Below are 15,716 nucleotides of genomic sequence, written 5' to 3' on the forward strand. Positions count from 1 at the left end.
GGACGACATCAGCGGACGGACGACGGGTCGTTCAGATCCGACGCGTCGTAGGTGTTGCAGGCGGCGACAGCTCCCGTGCGGTAGCCGGCGTCGAACCACGCCTGTCGCTGGTCGGACGAGCCGTGGGTCCAGCCCTCCGGGTTCACGCGGCCCGTCGAGGCCTGCTGGATCCGGTCGTCGCCGACGGACGACGCGGCCGACAACGCGTCGGACACGTCCTGGTCGGTGAGCGGATCGAGCAGCGGCTCGGAACTGCCGGGTGCGGGAACGTCGTCGGCCTTGTTCGCCCACACGCCGGCGTAGCAGTCGGCCTGGAGCTCGGTGCGCACGGCGCCGGACTCGGGTCCGTTCGGGTCGGCCTGCGCCCGGCCGATGTCGCCCAGCTGGTTCTGGATGTGATGGCCGAACTCGTGGGCCACGACGTACTCCTGCGCGAGCGGGCCGCCGCTGGAACCGAACTGGTCGACGAGCACCTGGAAGAAACCGGTGTCGAAGTACGCGGTGGAGTCGGCGGGGCAGTAGAACGGCCCGACGTCGGACGTCGCGGCGCCGCACCCGGTGGAGACCTGACCGGAGAAGATGTCGACCTCGGGGCGCTCGTACGGCACGCCCGTCTGCGCCGCCAGCTCGGCGTCCCACACCTGATCGAGACTGTTCACGGTGGCCGTGACCCGGCAGTCGACATTCGCGTTGGCGTCGGCCCCGGTGTCGCAGTTCTCGATGGCGCCGCTGCCCGAGTCCTGCGACGTGGCCTCACCGCCGCCGAGCTGCCCGATCACCGACGACGGGTCGCCGCCGAGCAGCAGGGTGATCACCACGATGACGATGCCGCCGAGACCGCCGCCGACGGCGATGCCCTTGCCGCGGCCACCGGAGGACCGTCGAACCCGGGAGGAGTCGATCCTGGCGTCGGGGTCGAACGTCATGAGTCACCACTTTCGTCGGCGTGTGCGGCTCACAGCTTCGCACGTGGCCACCACCGACACAGCGCTGTTTCTCCCGGCGTCGGGGTGGGCTCGAATGGTCCGTAGGATCACCAGCTGTATTCGTCTACTTCTGGAAGGACTCCTGTGCTGCGCACGCACCTCGCCGGTTCGCTTCGAGCCGAGCACGCGGACCGACACGTCACCCTGACCGGTTGGGTCGCTCGACGGCGCGATCACGGCGGAGTCATCTTCATCGACCTGCGTGACGCCTCCGGAGTGGTCCAGGCCGTGTTCCGCGACGGTCCGGCGGCCGAGCAGTCGCACCGCCTGCGGTCGGAGTTCTGCGTCAAGATCACCGGCATCGTCGAGCTCCGCCCCGAGGGCAACCAGAACCACGAGATCCAGACGGGCGCCGTCGAGGTGAACGTGACCGAGCTGGAGGTATTGGGCGAGAGCGCGCCGCTGCCGTTCCAGCTGGACGAGACTCCGGGCGAGGAAGCGCGGCTCAAGTACCGCTACCTGGACCTGCGTCGCGCCGGACCCGGTCATGCGATCCGACTGCGCTCGAAGGTCAACGCGGCGGCACGGTCCGTCCTGGCCCACCACGAATTCGTCGAGGTGGAGACGCCCACGCTGACACGCTCGACCCCCGAGGGTGCCCGCGACTTCCTGGTTCCCGCGCGACTCCAGCCGGGAAGCTTCTACGCACTCCCGCAGAGCCCGCAGCTGTTCAAGCAGTTGCTCATGGTCGGCGGCATCGAGCGGTACTACCAGATCGCCCGCTGCTACCGGGACGAGGACTTCCGCGCCGACCGGCAGCCGGAGTTCACCCAGCTCGACGTCGAGATGAGCTTCGTCACGCAGGACGACGTCATCGTCCTCGCCGAGGAGATCCTCACCTCGCTGTGGAACCTGATCGGCCACGAGATCACCACACCCATCCCGCGCATGACCTACGCGGACGCGATGCGCCGCTTCGGTTCCGACAAGCCCGATCTCCGCTTCGGAGTCGAGCTCGTGGAGTGCACCGAGTACTTCGCCGGGACGCCGTTCCGCGTCTTCCAGGCGCCGTACGTCGGCGCCGTCGTCATGCCCGGCGGTGCGTCGCAGCCGCGTCGTCAGCTCGACGCGTGGCAGGACTGGGCGAAGCAGCGCGGCGCCAAGGGCCTCGCGTACGTCCTGGTCCAGGAGGACGGCACCCTCGGTGGTCCCGTCGCCAAGAACCTGTCGGACGCCGAGCGCGACGGACTCGCCGCCCACGTCGGCGCGAAGCCCGGTGACTGCGTCTTCTTCGCGGCCGGCCCCGCCAAGGCGCAGCGCGCACTGCTCGGTGCCGCCCGCGGTGAGATCGCCCGCAAGCAGGGCCTCATCGACGAGAACGAGTGGGCCTTCGTCTGGATCGTCGACGCGCCGCTGTTCGAGCCGACGTCCGATGCCACCGCCAGCGGCGACGTCGCCGTGGGTTCCGGCTCGTGGACCGCCGTGCACCACGCCTTCACCTCGCCGAAGCCCGAGTCGATGGACACCTTCGACACCGACCCCGGCAACGCCCTGGCCTACGCGTACGACATCGTCTGCAACGGCAACGAGATCGGCGGCGGCTCGATCCGTATCCATCGCAAGGACATCCAGGAGCGCGTCTTCGCGATCATGGGCATCGACGCGGAGCAGGCGCAGGAGAAGTTCGGCTTCCTCCTCGACGCCTTCGCCTTCGGTGCGCCGCCCCACGGTGGTATCGCCTTCGGTTGGGACCGCATCACGGCCCTGCTGGCCGGGGTGGACTCCATCCGTGAGGTCATCGCATTCCCGAAGTCGGGCGGCGGCGTCGATCCGCTGACCGACGCGCCGGCTCCGATCACCCCGGCGCAGCGCAAGGAGTCGGGTATCGACGCGAAGCCGGTTCCTCGTCAGACGCCGGGTGGCGCATCGGGCGAGAAGCCCGCGTCGGAGGGCCCCACGACCTAGGGTCGAGGGGTCGCCGGTCACGCGTCGACGACGCGCGGACGGAGAGTGCATGCAGAACCTCAGGGTGGTCAGTCCGGCGGACCGGACCGAAGAGGTGCTGCGGGTGCTCGACGAGACTCCCGGCGTCGCTCACGTCGTCGTTCTGCGCGGTGCCGCCGTGCGCCCGGAGGGCGACGTCGTGGACGCCGTCGTCGTGCGGGAGTGCGCGAATCAGGTTCTCGACGGTCTGCGTTCGCTGCGCCTGACCCACGACGGAGCCATCACCATGCAACCCGTGGAGACGGTGCTGTCGGACGCGGCGCGCACCGCGGAACAGGACGCGCCCGGTGACCCGGACGACTCGATCGTCTGGGACGAACTGGTCGGACGTACGCGGGAGGAATCGTCCCTCACCCTGACGTTCGTCGCCTTCCTGACCATCGCGTTGCTGCTGGCGGCCATCGGCGTCGTGACCGACTCGCCGGTCACCATCGTCGGTGCGATGGTGGTGGGACCCGAGTTCGGTCCGCTGGCAGCGCTGTCGGTCGGCCTGGTGCGTCGTCAGCGATCACTGATCCGTCGATCGTTGCTGGCGCTGCTCGTGGGTTTCCCGACCGCGATGGTCATCACGGCGCTGGGGGCGTTCGGGGCCGAGGCCCTCGGATGGATCCGACCGGAGGCGATGGACGACCTGCAGCAGGTCGACTTCATCTACCAGGTGGGTCCGTTCTCTCTCGTCGTGGCTCTGCTCGCCGGCGCCGCCGGCATGCTCGCGCTCGTGTCGGCGAAATCGGCCGCCCTGGTCGGGGTCTTCATCTCCGTGACCACCGTTCCGGCAGCAGGTTTCGCCGTCGTCGCGGCCACGGTGGGGAGCTGGCGCATCGCCGCTCTGTCCGCAGGACAGCTGGGTATCAACCTCCTCGGCATCGTCGTCGCGGCGACCTTCGTGCTCTCCCTGCACCGGCGATCGGCTCGGGCTCAGGCGGACAGGTAGATTTCTCGCGGACGTGCGCCGAGCGCGGTGCCGGTCGTCTGCGGAGGGGGAGTTGCGTGCAGCAGGGTGAGGCCACATCTCCCGTGCTCGCGGCGTACCTCGACGAGATCCGTCCGGACGGCCACGACGACCTCGTGGAGAACGCCGTCGACGGTGGTCCGCGGCTACGAGAGCGCTGGGCGGCCCTCCCCGGCGCCGAGGACGTGACCCCGGCTGATCTCGCCGCCGCACAGTTGCGCGTGGGCCGTCTGGTGGACGACTCCGGCATCACCTACAACGACACGGCGGACGCGTCGTCCGAATCGCCGTCGTCGACGCAGTCCGGTGCGCGGTGGGAGCTCGACGTGGTGCCGACGGTGGTGTCGGCGCCGGACTGGGACCGGCTCGAGGCCGGCATGCTGCAACGCTCGCGCATCCTCGACGCGGTGCTCACCGATCTGTACGGCGAGCGCACCCTGATTCGCCGCGGTCTGCTGCCGCCGGAGATCGTCTTCCGGCATCGCGGCTATCTCCGAGCCGCGCACGGCATCACCATCCCCGGCCCACATCAGCTGTTCTTCCACGCGGCGGACATCGCCCGATGCACCGACGGCGAGTTCCGAGTCCTCTCCGACCGCACTCAGGCACCGTCGGGCGCCGGCTACGCCCTGGCGGACCGGTCGATCGTCGCGCGTGCGGTACCGGCTGTCTTCGGCCGGGTGGCGCCCCGTCCCGCGAGCACCTACGTCGGTGCGATGCGCGTGGCCCTCGTCGAGGTGGCGCCTGCCGCCGCCGAGAACCCGCTCGTGGTGGTGCTCAGTCCCGGTGTCTGGTCGGAGACGGCGTTCGACCAGGCGCATCTCGCCTCGGTGCTCGGATTCCCCTTGGTCGAGTCCGCTGATCTGGTCGTCCGCGACGGCGCCCTGTGGATGCGCTCGCTCGGCACCCTGCGCCGCGTCGACGTCGTGGTGCGCCGTGTCGACGACGACTACGTGGATCCGCTCGACCTGCGCCCCGAGTCACGCCTCGGTGTCGTGGGACTGCTCGAGGTCGCGCGGCGCGGAGCCGTCACCGTGGTCAACACGATCGGCAGCGGCGTCCTCGAGAACGCGGCGCTGTTCGGACGGCTGCCGGAGCTGGGCCGGGCGCTGCTCGGGGAGGAGCCCCTGCTCGACTCGGTCCCGGCCTTCTGGGCGGGGGATCCACACGGCCTGTCGCACATCGTCTCTCGTATCGGTTCGCTCGTGGTGTACGCGATCGGCTCGCACGAGAGCGTCGTCGGTCCCGCGCTGTCCATGCGCGAGCGGGACGAGCTGGTGCGGCGGATCGGGGCGGACCCGACGGGGTGGGCGGCGCGGGCGATACCGGACCTGGCGACGTCGCCCGTCGGGCCGGTCGGTCATCGCCGGCACGACGCCGCCGTGCTGCCGAGGCCCGTCGGCATCCGACTGTTCGACGTGGCCGGGCGCCGGGGCTACACCCCGATGACGGGCGGTCTCGCCCAGGTGTTGGTCACGGATCCGCCGTCGGAGCCCATGGCCACGACCGCTGCCAAGGACGTGTGGGTGCTGGCCGAGCGTCGCGGCCGGTCGGATCAGCCGGACGTGTCGAGCGCCGTCGACGCACCGCGTCCGATGGGTGGACGCCGTCCCCGTGTCATCGACTCGGTGAGCACGCCGCGTGTGCTCGACGACCTGTACTGGATGGGTCGCTACGGCGAGCGTGCCGAGGCGACGGCCCGCCTGCTGGTGGCCGCGAACCAGATGGTCCGCGATCATCGCGGCGAGACGCCGTTCGGGGAGCAGGCGCGGTCCGACACGGACGTCGCCCTGGCCGTGGTGCTCGACGCGGTGACCGCGGTGACCGCGACGGCGCCGGGGTTCCGCGCCGCGACCACGCGGTCGGACCTGCTCGCGGAGTTCCGGTCGCTGACGGTGCGGACGCGGCGCACCGGTTCGCTGGCGCACGCCGTGGCGGCGTTGCAGACGTGTGCCCGCGCGGTGCGGGATCAGCTGGGCGAGGACACCTGGGCGGTGTTCAACCGGCTCGACACCGCGCTCGCCGAGTGTGCGGCGTCGCCGGTGTCCGACGAGGCGGGGCTCTGGTCGACGCAGAGCCGTGTCGTGGGGTCGATGCTCGCCGTCGCCGGTCTGTCGGCCGAGTCGATGGTGCACGATCCGGGCTGGTTCCTCATGGACACGGGCAAGCGCATCGAGCGCGCTCTGCAGATCACCGCCCTGCTCGCCGAGACCGTGGGCACCGCGCGCCCACCGGCCGTCGAGCAGGCCGTGCTCGGGGCGGTGCTGAACGCCGCCGACTCGTCGGTCACCTACCGGCGCCGCTATCGCGGTGCTCCCGAGGTGGGCGCCGTGGCCGAGCTCGTGCTCTTCGACGGCGGCAACCCGCGCTCGGTCATCCACTCGGTGGAACGAGCAGCGGTGAACCTTGGGTCGCTGCCCGGGTCGACGGGGACCTCCCGCACCGATCGGGCGCTCGAGCGCATCGTCGCGACGCTGCGCCGAGTCGACCCGTCCGATCTCGAGGACGTCGACGCCACCGGGACCCGATCGGAGTTCGACGACGTCGTCCGGTCGGTGCACACCGATCTGCTCGACCTCTCCGAGTCGATCACCGCGGCGCACCTGACGCTGCCCGGCGGCACGCAGCCGTTGTGGGGACGCGGCGGCGGACGGGTGTTGTCGTGACCGATCACGAGGGTGCGCGGTGGTACGCCATCACCCACTGCACCGAGTACGTCTATCAGGGCACCGTGTCGTCGTCGTACGGCCGCGGCCACCTCTTCCCGCGCTCGACCTCGGAGCAGCGGTGTCTCGACGCCTCCGTCACCGTGACGCCGACGCCGACCGACCGGTCCACCGGTGTCGACCTCTTCGGGAACGAGGACGTCTACTTCCACGTCACCACCGATCACGACCGGTTGTGCGTGACCGCGCGCGCCCTGGTCGCCGTGGACCCTCCCGACCCCGCTCGCCTCACCACCCGGGCTGCGACGACGGCGTGGGAGAGTGCTCGTCCCACCGGGGTCGACGGGGCCCTGGACGTCGACTTCGTGCTCGATCTCGTGCCACCGGAGATCACCGACGAGGTGCACGAGTACGCCGCGCTCTCGCTGACCGAGGGCCGCGCGTTGGTGGAGGCGGTGTTCGACCTCAACCACCGGATCCACACCGACTTCGCCTACCTGTCGGGGTCGACGACCATCTCGACGACCGTCGCGGACGTCCTCGCCGCCCGGACCGGTGTGTGTCAGGACTTCGCGCGGGTCGCCGTCGCGTGCCTGCGCTCGCACGGCCTCGCCGCGCGCTACGTCTCCGGCTACCTCGCGACTCAACCGCCGCCGGGCAAGGAACGCATGGTGGGTGTGGACGCCACCCACGCCTGGGCGGCGGTGCGGTCACCGGACGGCTCGTGGCTGGCCTTCGACCCGACCAACGACCAGTGGGTGGACGAGCGCTACGTGACGGTGGCGTGGGGCCGTGACTACGACGACGTCCCTCCGCTGCGCGGCATCATCTACACGGAGTCGGCGGGGAGCCGCATCGCCGTGTCGGTCGACGTCGCGCCGATCGTCCGAGCCGTCTGACCTCGGATCTTGCCTCTCGTGGGCACCGCGGTGCCGGCGGCGCCCCCGAGCTGTCGGGAGAGTGCGATAGGGTCGAGAAACCGCACAGCGAGCCCGTTTCATCGACTGTGGAGCGGGGAACCCGATCCTGCTCCGGCAGTACGCACACAGCATCACAGGCGGCCCTCACGGGCCGACGCGAGTACGGAAACGAGGAATGACCTGCCCGTTCACGAACGAGGTGGGTCGGACAATCGATGACGGCAATGTTGGCAGATCCGGTCACCGAAGCAGTGGCAGCAGCACGAGAACTCCTCACCAGACGCACGGGAGCATCGGTGACCCTGGTCGACCCGGTCGATCTCGGCGGCAGCGGGCGCACCGTGGTCATCCGTGTCCGGGTGGCCGAGAACCCGTTCCAGTTGCCCCGCACGCTCGTGATCAAGCAGGTCCGCGAGACGTCCACGGAGTCGGTGTCCCGCACGGGTCTCGGCGCCGGAGACCACACGGCGTTCCTGCGCGAAGCGGTCTCGTACCAGTTCGCCACCGCCCTCGCGACGCACACCCGTCCCGGTCCGTCCCTCATCGCGTACGACCTGAAGGAACGGCTCCTCGTCCTCAGTGACCTGGGGGACGCCGCGCCGTTCACCAGTCTGATCGCGAACCCCGATCCGTCGTCCGTCACCAACTCGCTCATGGCTCTGGCCCAGGCACTCGGGCGGATGCACGCCGCCACGTTCGGCCGCGAGGAGGATTTCGGGGCGCTCCTCGGTCGCGCCGGCGTCGCCGATTCTCGAGACGGGCTGGCCGATCAGGTCGCGGTGGCCCAGTCGGACGTCCCGGCGATGCTCGCCGCGGATCTCGGCATCGAGGTGCCGCCCGCGGTCGCCGCCGCCGTCGCCCGCGCGGCCAAACTCTTCGGTTCCGGCGGACACCGCGCCTTCAGTCCGTCGGACCTGTGCCCGGACAACATCATCGTCAACGACGAGGGCGTGCGATTCCTGGACTACGAGTGGGGAGGCTTCCGGGACGCCACGCTCGACGTGGCCTACACGCTCCTGTCCTACCCCGGCTGCCTGTGCCGTCTCGATCTCACGCCGGAACGCGCCGAGGCCATGGTCGATGCGTGGCGCGCCGAGGTGGTCGGAATCTGGCCGCACCTCGCCGACGACGACGTGCTGCACGCCAAGTTGCTGGACGCCCAGTTGGTGTGGGCCTGGCTCACGACGCACTGGTTCCTCCCCGACGACGACACCCGCAACGCCGCACTGCGTCGGCACCACCTCTCGGTGCCCCGCGCCGCCGCGCTGACCACGCGGTGGTCCATCCTCTCGGAGTACGCGCGCTTCGTCGGGCACCACGATCTCGCGGACTTCGCGGGCGATGTCCGGCAGGCACTCGCGGCGCGGTGGCCCGCCGCCGCGTCCTGACCGTCCGATGAGCGCCGACGACTCCCTCTTCGACGACGACACCGCTGCTCCCGACGGGGACGCGTTCGTCCCGTCCCCGCGTGCGAGCACACCGGGTGCGCCGCTGGCCGTGCGGATGCGTCCACGGTCGTTGGACGAGGTCGTGGGCCAGGGCCACCTCCTCACCCCGGGTGCCCCGCTGCGCCGCCTGGTGGAGGGGTCCGGGGCAGCGTCGGTCATGCTCTACGGCCCACCCGGCACCGGCAAGACCACGCTCGCGTCCCTGATCTCGGGTGCCACCGGCCGCAAGTTCGAGGCCCTGTCCGCGCTCTCCGCGGGCGTCAAGGACGTCCGGGCCGTGATCGACCTGGCGCGTCGCCGGCTGCTGAACAACGAGCAGACCGTGCTCTTCATCGACGAGGTGCACCGGTTCTCCAAGACCCAGCAGGACGCCCTGCTCGCCGCCGTCGAGAACCGGATCGTGCTGCTCGTCGCCGCGACGACGGAGAACCCGTCGTTCTCCGTCGTGTCGCCGCTGCTGTCACGGTCCCTGGTGCTGCAGCTCCGGTCGCTCACCGACGACGACATCCGCGAGGTTCTCACGCGGGCCCTGGCGGACGAGCGCGGTCTCGGCGGGTCGGTGACGGTGACCGACGAGGCGCTCGGACACCTCGTGCGGCTGGCCGGCGGTGACGCTCGACGGGGTCTGACAGCGCTCGAGGCGGCCGCCGACACTGCGGGTGCGGGCGGCACCGTGGATCTCGAGACCGTGGAGAAGAGTGTCGACCGAGCCGCGGTGCGGTACGACCGGGACGGTGACCAGCACTACGACGTCATCAGCGCGTTCATCAAGTCGATCCGCGGTTCCGACGTCGACGCGGCCATGCACTACCTCGCCCGGATGATCACCGCCGGTGAGGACGCACGCTTCATCGCCCGCAGGCTCGTGGTGCACGCCAGCGAGGACATCGGCATGGCCGACCCCACCGCGTTGCTGGTCGCGACGGCGGCGTCGCAGGCGGTGCAGACGATCGGGATGCCCGAGGCGCGGCTCGCCCTCGCCCAGGCCACCATCCACCTCGCCACCGCACCGAAGTCCGGTGCCGTCACCAGCGCGCTGTCCGCGGCGATGGCCGACATCGCGGCGGGGAAGGCAGGCGCCGTGCCGCCGCACCTGCGCGACGGGCACTACACGGGAGCCGCCTCACTGGGCAACGCGGTGGGCTACAAGTTTCCGCACGACGACCCCGACGGTGTGCTCGCCCAGCAGTACCCGCCGGACGAGCTGGTGGGCACCGACTACTACCGGCCCACCAACCACGGAGCGGAGCGCGACCTCGAGACGCGCGTCGGCAAGCTCCGCAGAATCGTGCGTGCTCTCGCGCGCTAGGGTGTTTCCGTGCAGACTCACGAGATTCGCCGTCGTTTCCTCGACCATTTCGAGAAGCTGGGACACACCCCCGTCCCCAGCGCCTCGCTGGTCCTCGACGACCCGAATCTGCTGTTCATCAATGCCGGCATGGTGCAGTTCGTCCCGTACTTCCTCGGGCAGCGCACCCCGCCGTTCGCGCGTGCCGTGAGTGTGCAGAAGTGTGTGCGCACCGGCGACATCGAGAACGTGGGCGTGACCACCCGCCACAACACGTTCTTCCAGATGGCCGGCAACTTCTCGTTCGGCGACTATTTCAAGCGCGAGGTCATCGGCTTCGCGTGGTCACTGCTCACCTCGTCCGTCGAGGACGGTGGCTACGGCTTCGATCCCGAGAGGATCTGGGCCACAGCGTATCTCGACGACGACGAGGCCATCCAGATCTGGAAGGACGTCGCCGGTCTGCCCGACGAGCGCATCCAGCGCCGAGGCATGGCCGACAACTACTGGTCCATGGGCATTCCCGGACCCTGCGGGCCGTGCTCGGAGATCTACTACGACCGCGGACCCGAGTTCGGCAAGGAGGGCGGTCCGGAGGCGGACGAGGACCGCTACATCGAGATCTGGAATCTCGTGTTCATGCAGAACGAGCGCGGACAGGGGACGTCGAAGGACGACTTCGAGATCCTGGGGCCGTTGCCGCGCAAGAACATCGACACCGGTATGGGTGTCGAGCGCGTGGCGTTCCTGCTGCAGGACGTCGACAACGTCTACGAGACCGATCTGGTCCGTCCCGTCATCACCGAGGCAGAGGCACTGTCCGGCCGTCGGTACGGGGAGAACCACGACGCGGACGTACGGTTCCGCGTCATCGCCGATCACGCCCGCACCGCGGTCATGCTCATCGCCGACGGCGTGACGCCGGGCAACGACGGCCGTGGCTACGTGCTGCGGCGTCTGCTGCGTCGGATCGTGCGCAGCGCACGCCTGCTCGGTGCCGAGGACCCCTCGATGGCGCGGTTCGTCACGGTCGTCCGCGACACGATGGCCGAGTCGTACCCGGAACTGGTCGAGGACTTCGCGCGCATCGAGTCCGTCGCCGTCGGCGAGGAGAAGGCGTTCCTCGCGACCCTCACGTCCGGATCGCGCCTTTTCGACAACGCTGCTCAGGCCGTGACCGCGTCCGGCGGCACCCGCATCAGCGGTGACGAGGCCTTCGTCCTGCACGACACGTACGGCTTTCCCATCGACCTCACACTCGAGATGGCGGCCGAGGCGGGCCTGCAGGTCGACGAGGCCGGATTCCGCACGCTCATGGCGGAGCAGCGTAACCGTGCGAAGGCCGATGCGCAGTCGCGCAAGCACGCGCACACCGACCTGACGGTGTACAAGGAGTTCGTCGACCGTGGTCCCACCGAGTTCACCGGTTTCGACGAGCTGGACAGCGAGGCAACGGTTCTCGCGATCATCGCCGGGGGCGTGCGGGTGCCCACCGCCGCTGCGGGGGAGAAGGTCGAGGTCATCCTCGACCGCAGCCCGCTGTACGCCGAGTCCGGCGGACAGCTCGCGGACATCGGCACCCTCACGGGCCCGGGACTGAGTGTCACCGTGGGCGACGTGCAGAAGATCGCGAAGACCGTGTGGGTGCACAAGGTCACCGTCGACGAGGGGCAGCTCACCGAGGGCGACGTCGTCACCGCGCACGTCGACCAGCAGTGGCGCCGCGGCGCCACCCAGGGACACTCCGGCACGCACATGGTGCACGCCGCACTCCGCCAGATCCTGGGCCCGAACGCGGTACAGGCCGGATCGCTGAACAAGCCCGGCTACCTGCGGTTCGACTTCACGTACCAGGGTGCGCTGTCGGAGTCGCAGCGCGAGGACATCGAGTCCGTCACCAACGACGCCGTCGCGTCCGACTTCGCGGTCAACACCTTCGTCACCGATCTCGACGACGCCAAGGCCATGGGGGCGATGGCGCTGTTCGGTGAGAACTACGGCGACGAGGTCCGGGTCGTGGAGATCGGCGGACCGTTCTCGATGGAACTGTGCGGCGGCACCCACGTCCAGCACTCGTCGCAGATCGGCCCGGTGACGCTCCTCGGGGAGTCGTCGGTCGGGTCGGGCGTGCGACGCGTCGAGGCCTTCGTCGGCCTCGACTCGTACAAGTACCTCGCCAAGGAGCGGGCGCTGCTCGCCGGTGTCGCCTCGTCGCTCAAGGTGCCCACCGACGAGGTGCCCGCGCGGATCGAGAACCTCGTCGAACGGCTCCGCGTCGCCGAGAAGGAGCTCGAGGCCACTCGCGCCGCCGCCGTGCTCTCGTCCGCCGGGTCCTACGTCGACACGGCGCGCCGGGTCGGGTCGCTGCTCGTCGTCGCGGAGCCCGCGCCGGCCGGCGTCGGTGCCGCGGATCTGCGCACCCTCGTCGGCGACGTTCGCGGCCGGTTCGGCACGCAGCCCGCGGTGGTGGCGCTGTTCGGAGACGTCGACGGCAAGGTGCCGTTCGTCGTGTCGACGACCAAGGCCGCGCAGGAACTCGGCGTGAAGGCCGGTGAACTGGTGGGCGCCTTCGGTCCGAGCATCGGCGGCCGCGGCGGTGGCAAGGCCGACACCGCGCAGGGAGCCGGGTCCGACGCGTCGGGTGTTCCCGCGGCGATCGAGGCTCTGCTCGGTCGCGTCACCGAGATCGCCGGGAACTCCTGACGGTGGCCGCCGGCAGCTCCGCGCCCGACCGGCCGGGCGCCGACGACCCGGGGCGAGGGCGGCGGCTCGCGATCGACGTCGGGAGCGTGCGCGTCGGAGTGGCGTCCTCCGATCCCGACGGCACCCTCGCCACACCCGTCGAGACGGTCCCGCGCGCAGCGAAGACGCACACCGACTCGGCCGACGTCCAGCGGATCGTCGCGCTCGCCGAGGAGTACGAGGCCGTCGAGATCATCGTCGGTCTGCCGCGCACGCTGCGCGGCGAGCGCGGAACCGCCGCCACGCTGGCTGTCCGTTTCGCCCGAGTCCTGCACCGTGCGCTGCCCGGCGTGCCGGTGCGGCTGTCCGACGAACGCTTGACTACGGTGAGTGCCGCGCGTGGTCTTCGAGACAGCGGCGTCCGCGCGAGAGACCAACGGTCGATGATCGACCAGGCGGCGGCGGTCGCCATCCTGCAAGGGTGGCTCGACGAGCGCCGCAGTGTCCTGGCGCGCGAGATGGTCGCCCAGGCGAACGAGGAGGGGGCAACGGTGCCCGAGAATCACGGTCCGGAGCAGGACACACCGGGGACGACCCCGTGACGGACGACGGTCGTGGACAGCGGCCCGGCCGACGCGACGAGTGGGACACGGACGAGCTGAATCTCCCGGTCGACGACCTGCGCCGTCAGCCGCTCGCGGACGACCGCCGCGCCCGTCCTGCGCGAGTGGCGTCGGGTCCCGGTGACCGCCCGAGCCGCGCGAGCCGCGCGGACACCCGCCGCGACCGCGCCGCGGCCGGTCGCAAGCGTCGCTCGCGCATCATCGGCGGACTCGGTGTGCTGGTCCTGGTCGGCCTCGTGGCCGTCGGAGGTGTGTGGGGAGTGTCGAAGTTCACCGGCGGCGGGGCCGCGGTCGCGGAGGACTACCCGGGTCCCGGCGGCGACGCCGTGGTGGTGCAGGTCGCCTCGGGCGACACCGCACAGGAGATCGCGACCGAGATGGCGGACAAGGACGTCACCGCCAGCTCGGCGGCCTTCTACGAGGCCGCGGTCCAGAACACCGCGATGACCTCCGTGCAGCCCGGTTTCTATCGGATGCGCTCGCAGATGGCGGCGGCCGACGCCGTCTCCGCACTGGTGGACCCGGCATCGCGAGTGGGCCAGATCCAGATCGCCGAGGGCCGTCAGCTGCACGACTCGACCGACGTCAACACCGGCGCCGTCCGCAAGGGCATCTACACGCTGATCTCCGAGGCCAGTTGTGCTGTCGGAGAGGGTCTTCCGTGCGTGACATACGACGACCTGAACCTCGCGGGTGCGGGGGACGATCCTTCCGCACTCGGTGTCGCCGACTGGGCGACCGACGCGGTGCGGCAGGTGCCGGATCGCGATCGTCAGCTCGAGGGGCTCATCGCCGCGGGCACGTTCAACTTCGACCCCAGCGCCGCACCGACGGACATCCTGCGTCAACTCGTGTCCGAGAGTGCTGCGATCTACGAGGACACCGGTCTACTGGAGGCAGGCGCCTCCTCGGGTCTCGACCCGTACCAGGTGCTCGTGGCGTCGTCCCTCATCGAGCGCGAGGCGTTGCCGCAGGACTTCGCCAAGGTGGCGCGCGTCATCCTCAACCGTCTCGCCATCGGGCAGCGTCTGGAATTCGACTCGACGGTCAACTACTCGCTGGACACCACCGAGGTGGCCACCACCGACGCCGACCGTGCGAACGTCACGCCGTGGAACACGTACGCCAAGGAGGGTCTGCCGGCGACGCCGATCTGCTCTCCCGGTGTGGCAGCGGTGCAGGCTGCCGAGGCTCCCGAGCCCGGCAACTGGCTCTACTTCGTCACCATCAACGCGGCCGGTGAGACGCTCTTCACCGACGACTACCAGGTGCACCTGGACAACATCACGAAGGTCGAGGGCGGGTTCCTCGACAGCGGCCGGTGACGTCCGTCTCCGACGCCTCGTCGACGAGGCGCGCGGCCGTTCTGGGGTCGCCGGTGGCGCACTCGCGTTCACCGATCCTGCACGCGGCGGCGTACCGGGAGCTCGGGCTCACCGGGTGGACCTACGAGCGGGTGGAGTGCACCGCGGAACGGCTTCCGGAGTTCGTGGACGGCCTCGGACCCGAGTGGGTGGGACTGTCGGTGACGATGCCGGGCAAGTTCGCGGCTCTGGCCTGTGCGACCGAACGAACGCAGCGCGCGGTCGCCGTCGGCTCGGCGAACACCCTGGTACGCACCGACTCGGGCTGGCGCGCCGACTGCACCGACGTCGACGGTGTCACGGGCGCCCTCGGCACGGTCGGTGTCCGTGACCTGTCGGGAGCGTCGGTGGTCGTCGTCGGGGCGGGCGGAACGTCCCGCCCGGCGCTCGTCGCTCTGCGTGATCTCGGGGCGAGTGCGGTCACCGTCGTCTCGCGGGACGAGGAGCGGGCGGAGGGAGCTCTGGTCTGTGCGCGCGACGCCGGTCTCACCGCCCGGTGGAGTGCACCGGACGACGACGCGCTACCGCGAGCGGTCGCGGACGCGGCAGCCGTGGTGTCCACCGTCCCGCCCGAGGGCGGCGCTGCGATGATCGACGCACTGCGCGGGACGCGCGTGCTGCTGGACGCGATCTACCACCCGTGGCCCACGCCGCTGGCCGCCGCGGTCGAGGAGTCCGGTGGCGTCGTCGTCGGCGGCCTCGCGATGCTGCTGCACCAGGCCTTCGGTCAGGTGGAGCAGTTCACCGGTATGCCTGCCCCGCGTGCTGCGATGGAGCGGGCTCTGCGGGAGTCCTGACCATCCCCGGGTGCGCCGTCGTCCCCGGGCGGGTCGCCGCGGCACG

11 protein-coding genes are annotated in these 15,716 nt (G+C 70.5%); 10 read left to right on the top strand and 1 reads right to left on the bottom strand.

All coding sequences use genetic code 11. The features are described from left to right. Positions 1–8: 8 nt before the first annotated feature. Complete coding sequence (gene ypfJ / locus BR07_RS0109460) at positions 9–926, bottom strand: KPN_02809 family neutral zinc metallopeptidase (protein WP_027505242.1); 918 nt, start codon at positions 924–926, stop codon at positions 9–11. Positions 927–1,070: 144 nt separating this feature from the next. Between ypfJ and aspS the strand changes: the two genes are divergently transcribed. The 10 genes from aspS (at position 1,071) to BR07_RS0109510 (ending at position 15,670) form a co-directional block, all read left to right on the top strand. Further along, a complete protein-coding gene (gene aspS, locus BR07_RS0109465) occupies positions 1,071–2,891 on the top strand; it encodes an aspartate--tRNA ligase (protein WP_027505243.1) in 1,821 nt (606 codons plus the stop codon). A 49-nt stretch (positions 2,892–2,940) separates the two neighbouring features. Further along, complete coding sequence (locus BR07_RS23975) at positions 2,941–3,864, top strand: DUF389 domain-containing protein (RefSeq protein ID WP_037185360.1); 924 nt, start codon at positions 2,941–2,943, stop codon at positions 3,862–3,864. A gap of 56 nt (positions 3,865–3,920) precedes the next feature. Then, positions 3,921–6,548, top strand: coding sequence for a circularly permuted type 2 ATP-grasp protein (locus BR07_RS23980; RefSeq protein ID WP_051613213.1), 2,628 nt, complete (start codon positions 3,921–3,923; stop codon positions 6,546–6,548). Then, complete coding sequence (locus tag BR07_RS0109480) at positions 6,545–7,447, top strand: transglutaminase family protein (protein ID WP_027505244.1); 903 nt, start codon at positions 6,545–6,547, stop codon at positions 7,445–7,447. The genes BR07_RS23980 and BR07_RS0109480 overlap by 4 nt, the downstream gene beginning before the upstream one ends. A 236-nt stretch (positions 7,448–7,683) precedes the next feature. Further along, the gene (locus BR07_RS0109485) at positions 7,684–8,856 is read left to right on the top strand and encodes a kinase (RefSeq protein ID WP_027505245.1); all 1,173 of its coding nucleotides are present in this window, start codon (positions 7,684–7,686) and stop codon (positions 8,854–8,856) included. Positions 8,857–8,863: 7 nt separating this feature from the next. Beyond that, a complete protein-coding gene (locus BR07_RS0109490; protein ID WP_027505246.1) occupies positions 8,864–10,225 on the top strand; it encodes a replication-associated recombination protein A in 1,362 nt (453 codons plus the stop codon). Between the two features lie 9 nt (positions 10,226–10,234). Continuing rightward, positions 10,235–12,907 carry an alanine--tRNA ligase gene (gene alaS / locus BR07_RS0109495; RefSeq protein WP_027505247.1) on the top strand — a complete coding sequence of 891 codons (2,673 nt, stop codon included), beginning with the start codon at positions 10,235–10,237 and terminating at the stop codon, positions 12,905–12,907. 2 nt (positions 12,908–12,909) lie between these two features. Further along, positions 12,910–13,488 carry a Holliday junction resolvase RuvX gene (gene ruvX, locus BR07_RS23985; protein WP_051613214.1) on the top strand — a complete coding sequence of 193 codons (579 nt, stop codon included), beginning with the start codon at positions 12,910–12,912 and terminating at the stop codon, positions 13,486–13,488. Continuing rightward, entirely contained in the window at positions 13,485–14,834 is a 1,350-nt protein-coding gene (locus BR07_RS23990; protein ID WP_051613215.1) for an endolytic transglycosylase MltG, read from the top strand. The genes ruvX and BR07_RS23990 overlap by 4 nt, the downstream gene beginning before the upstream one ends. After that, entirely contained in the window at positions 14,831–15,670 is an 840-nt protein-coding gene (locus BR07_RS0109510; protein ID WP_027505248.1) for a shikimate dehydrogenase, read from the top strand. The genes BR07_RS23990 and BR07_RS0109510 overlap by 4 nt, the downstream gene beginning before the upstream one ends. Positions 15,671–15,716 lie beyond the last annotated feature (46 nt).

Source organism: Rhodococcus sp. UNC23MFCrub1.1 (assembly GCF_000686025.1).
GTDB lineage: Bacteria > Actinomycetota > Actinomycetes > Mycobacteriales > Mycobacteriaceae > Rhodococcoides.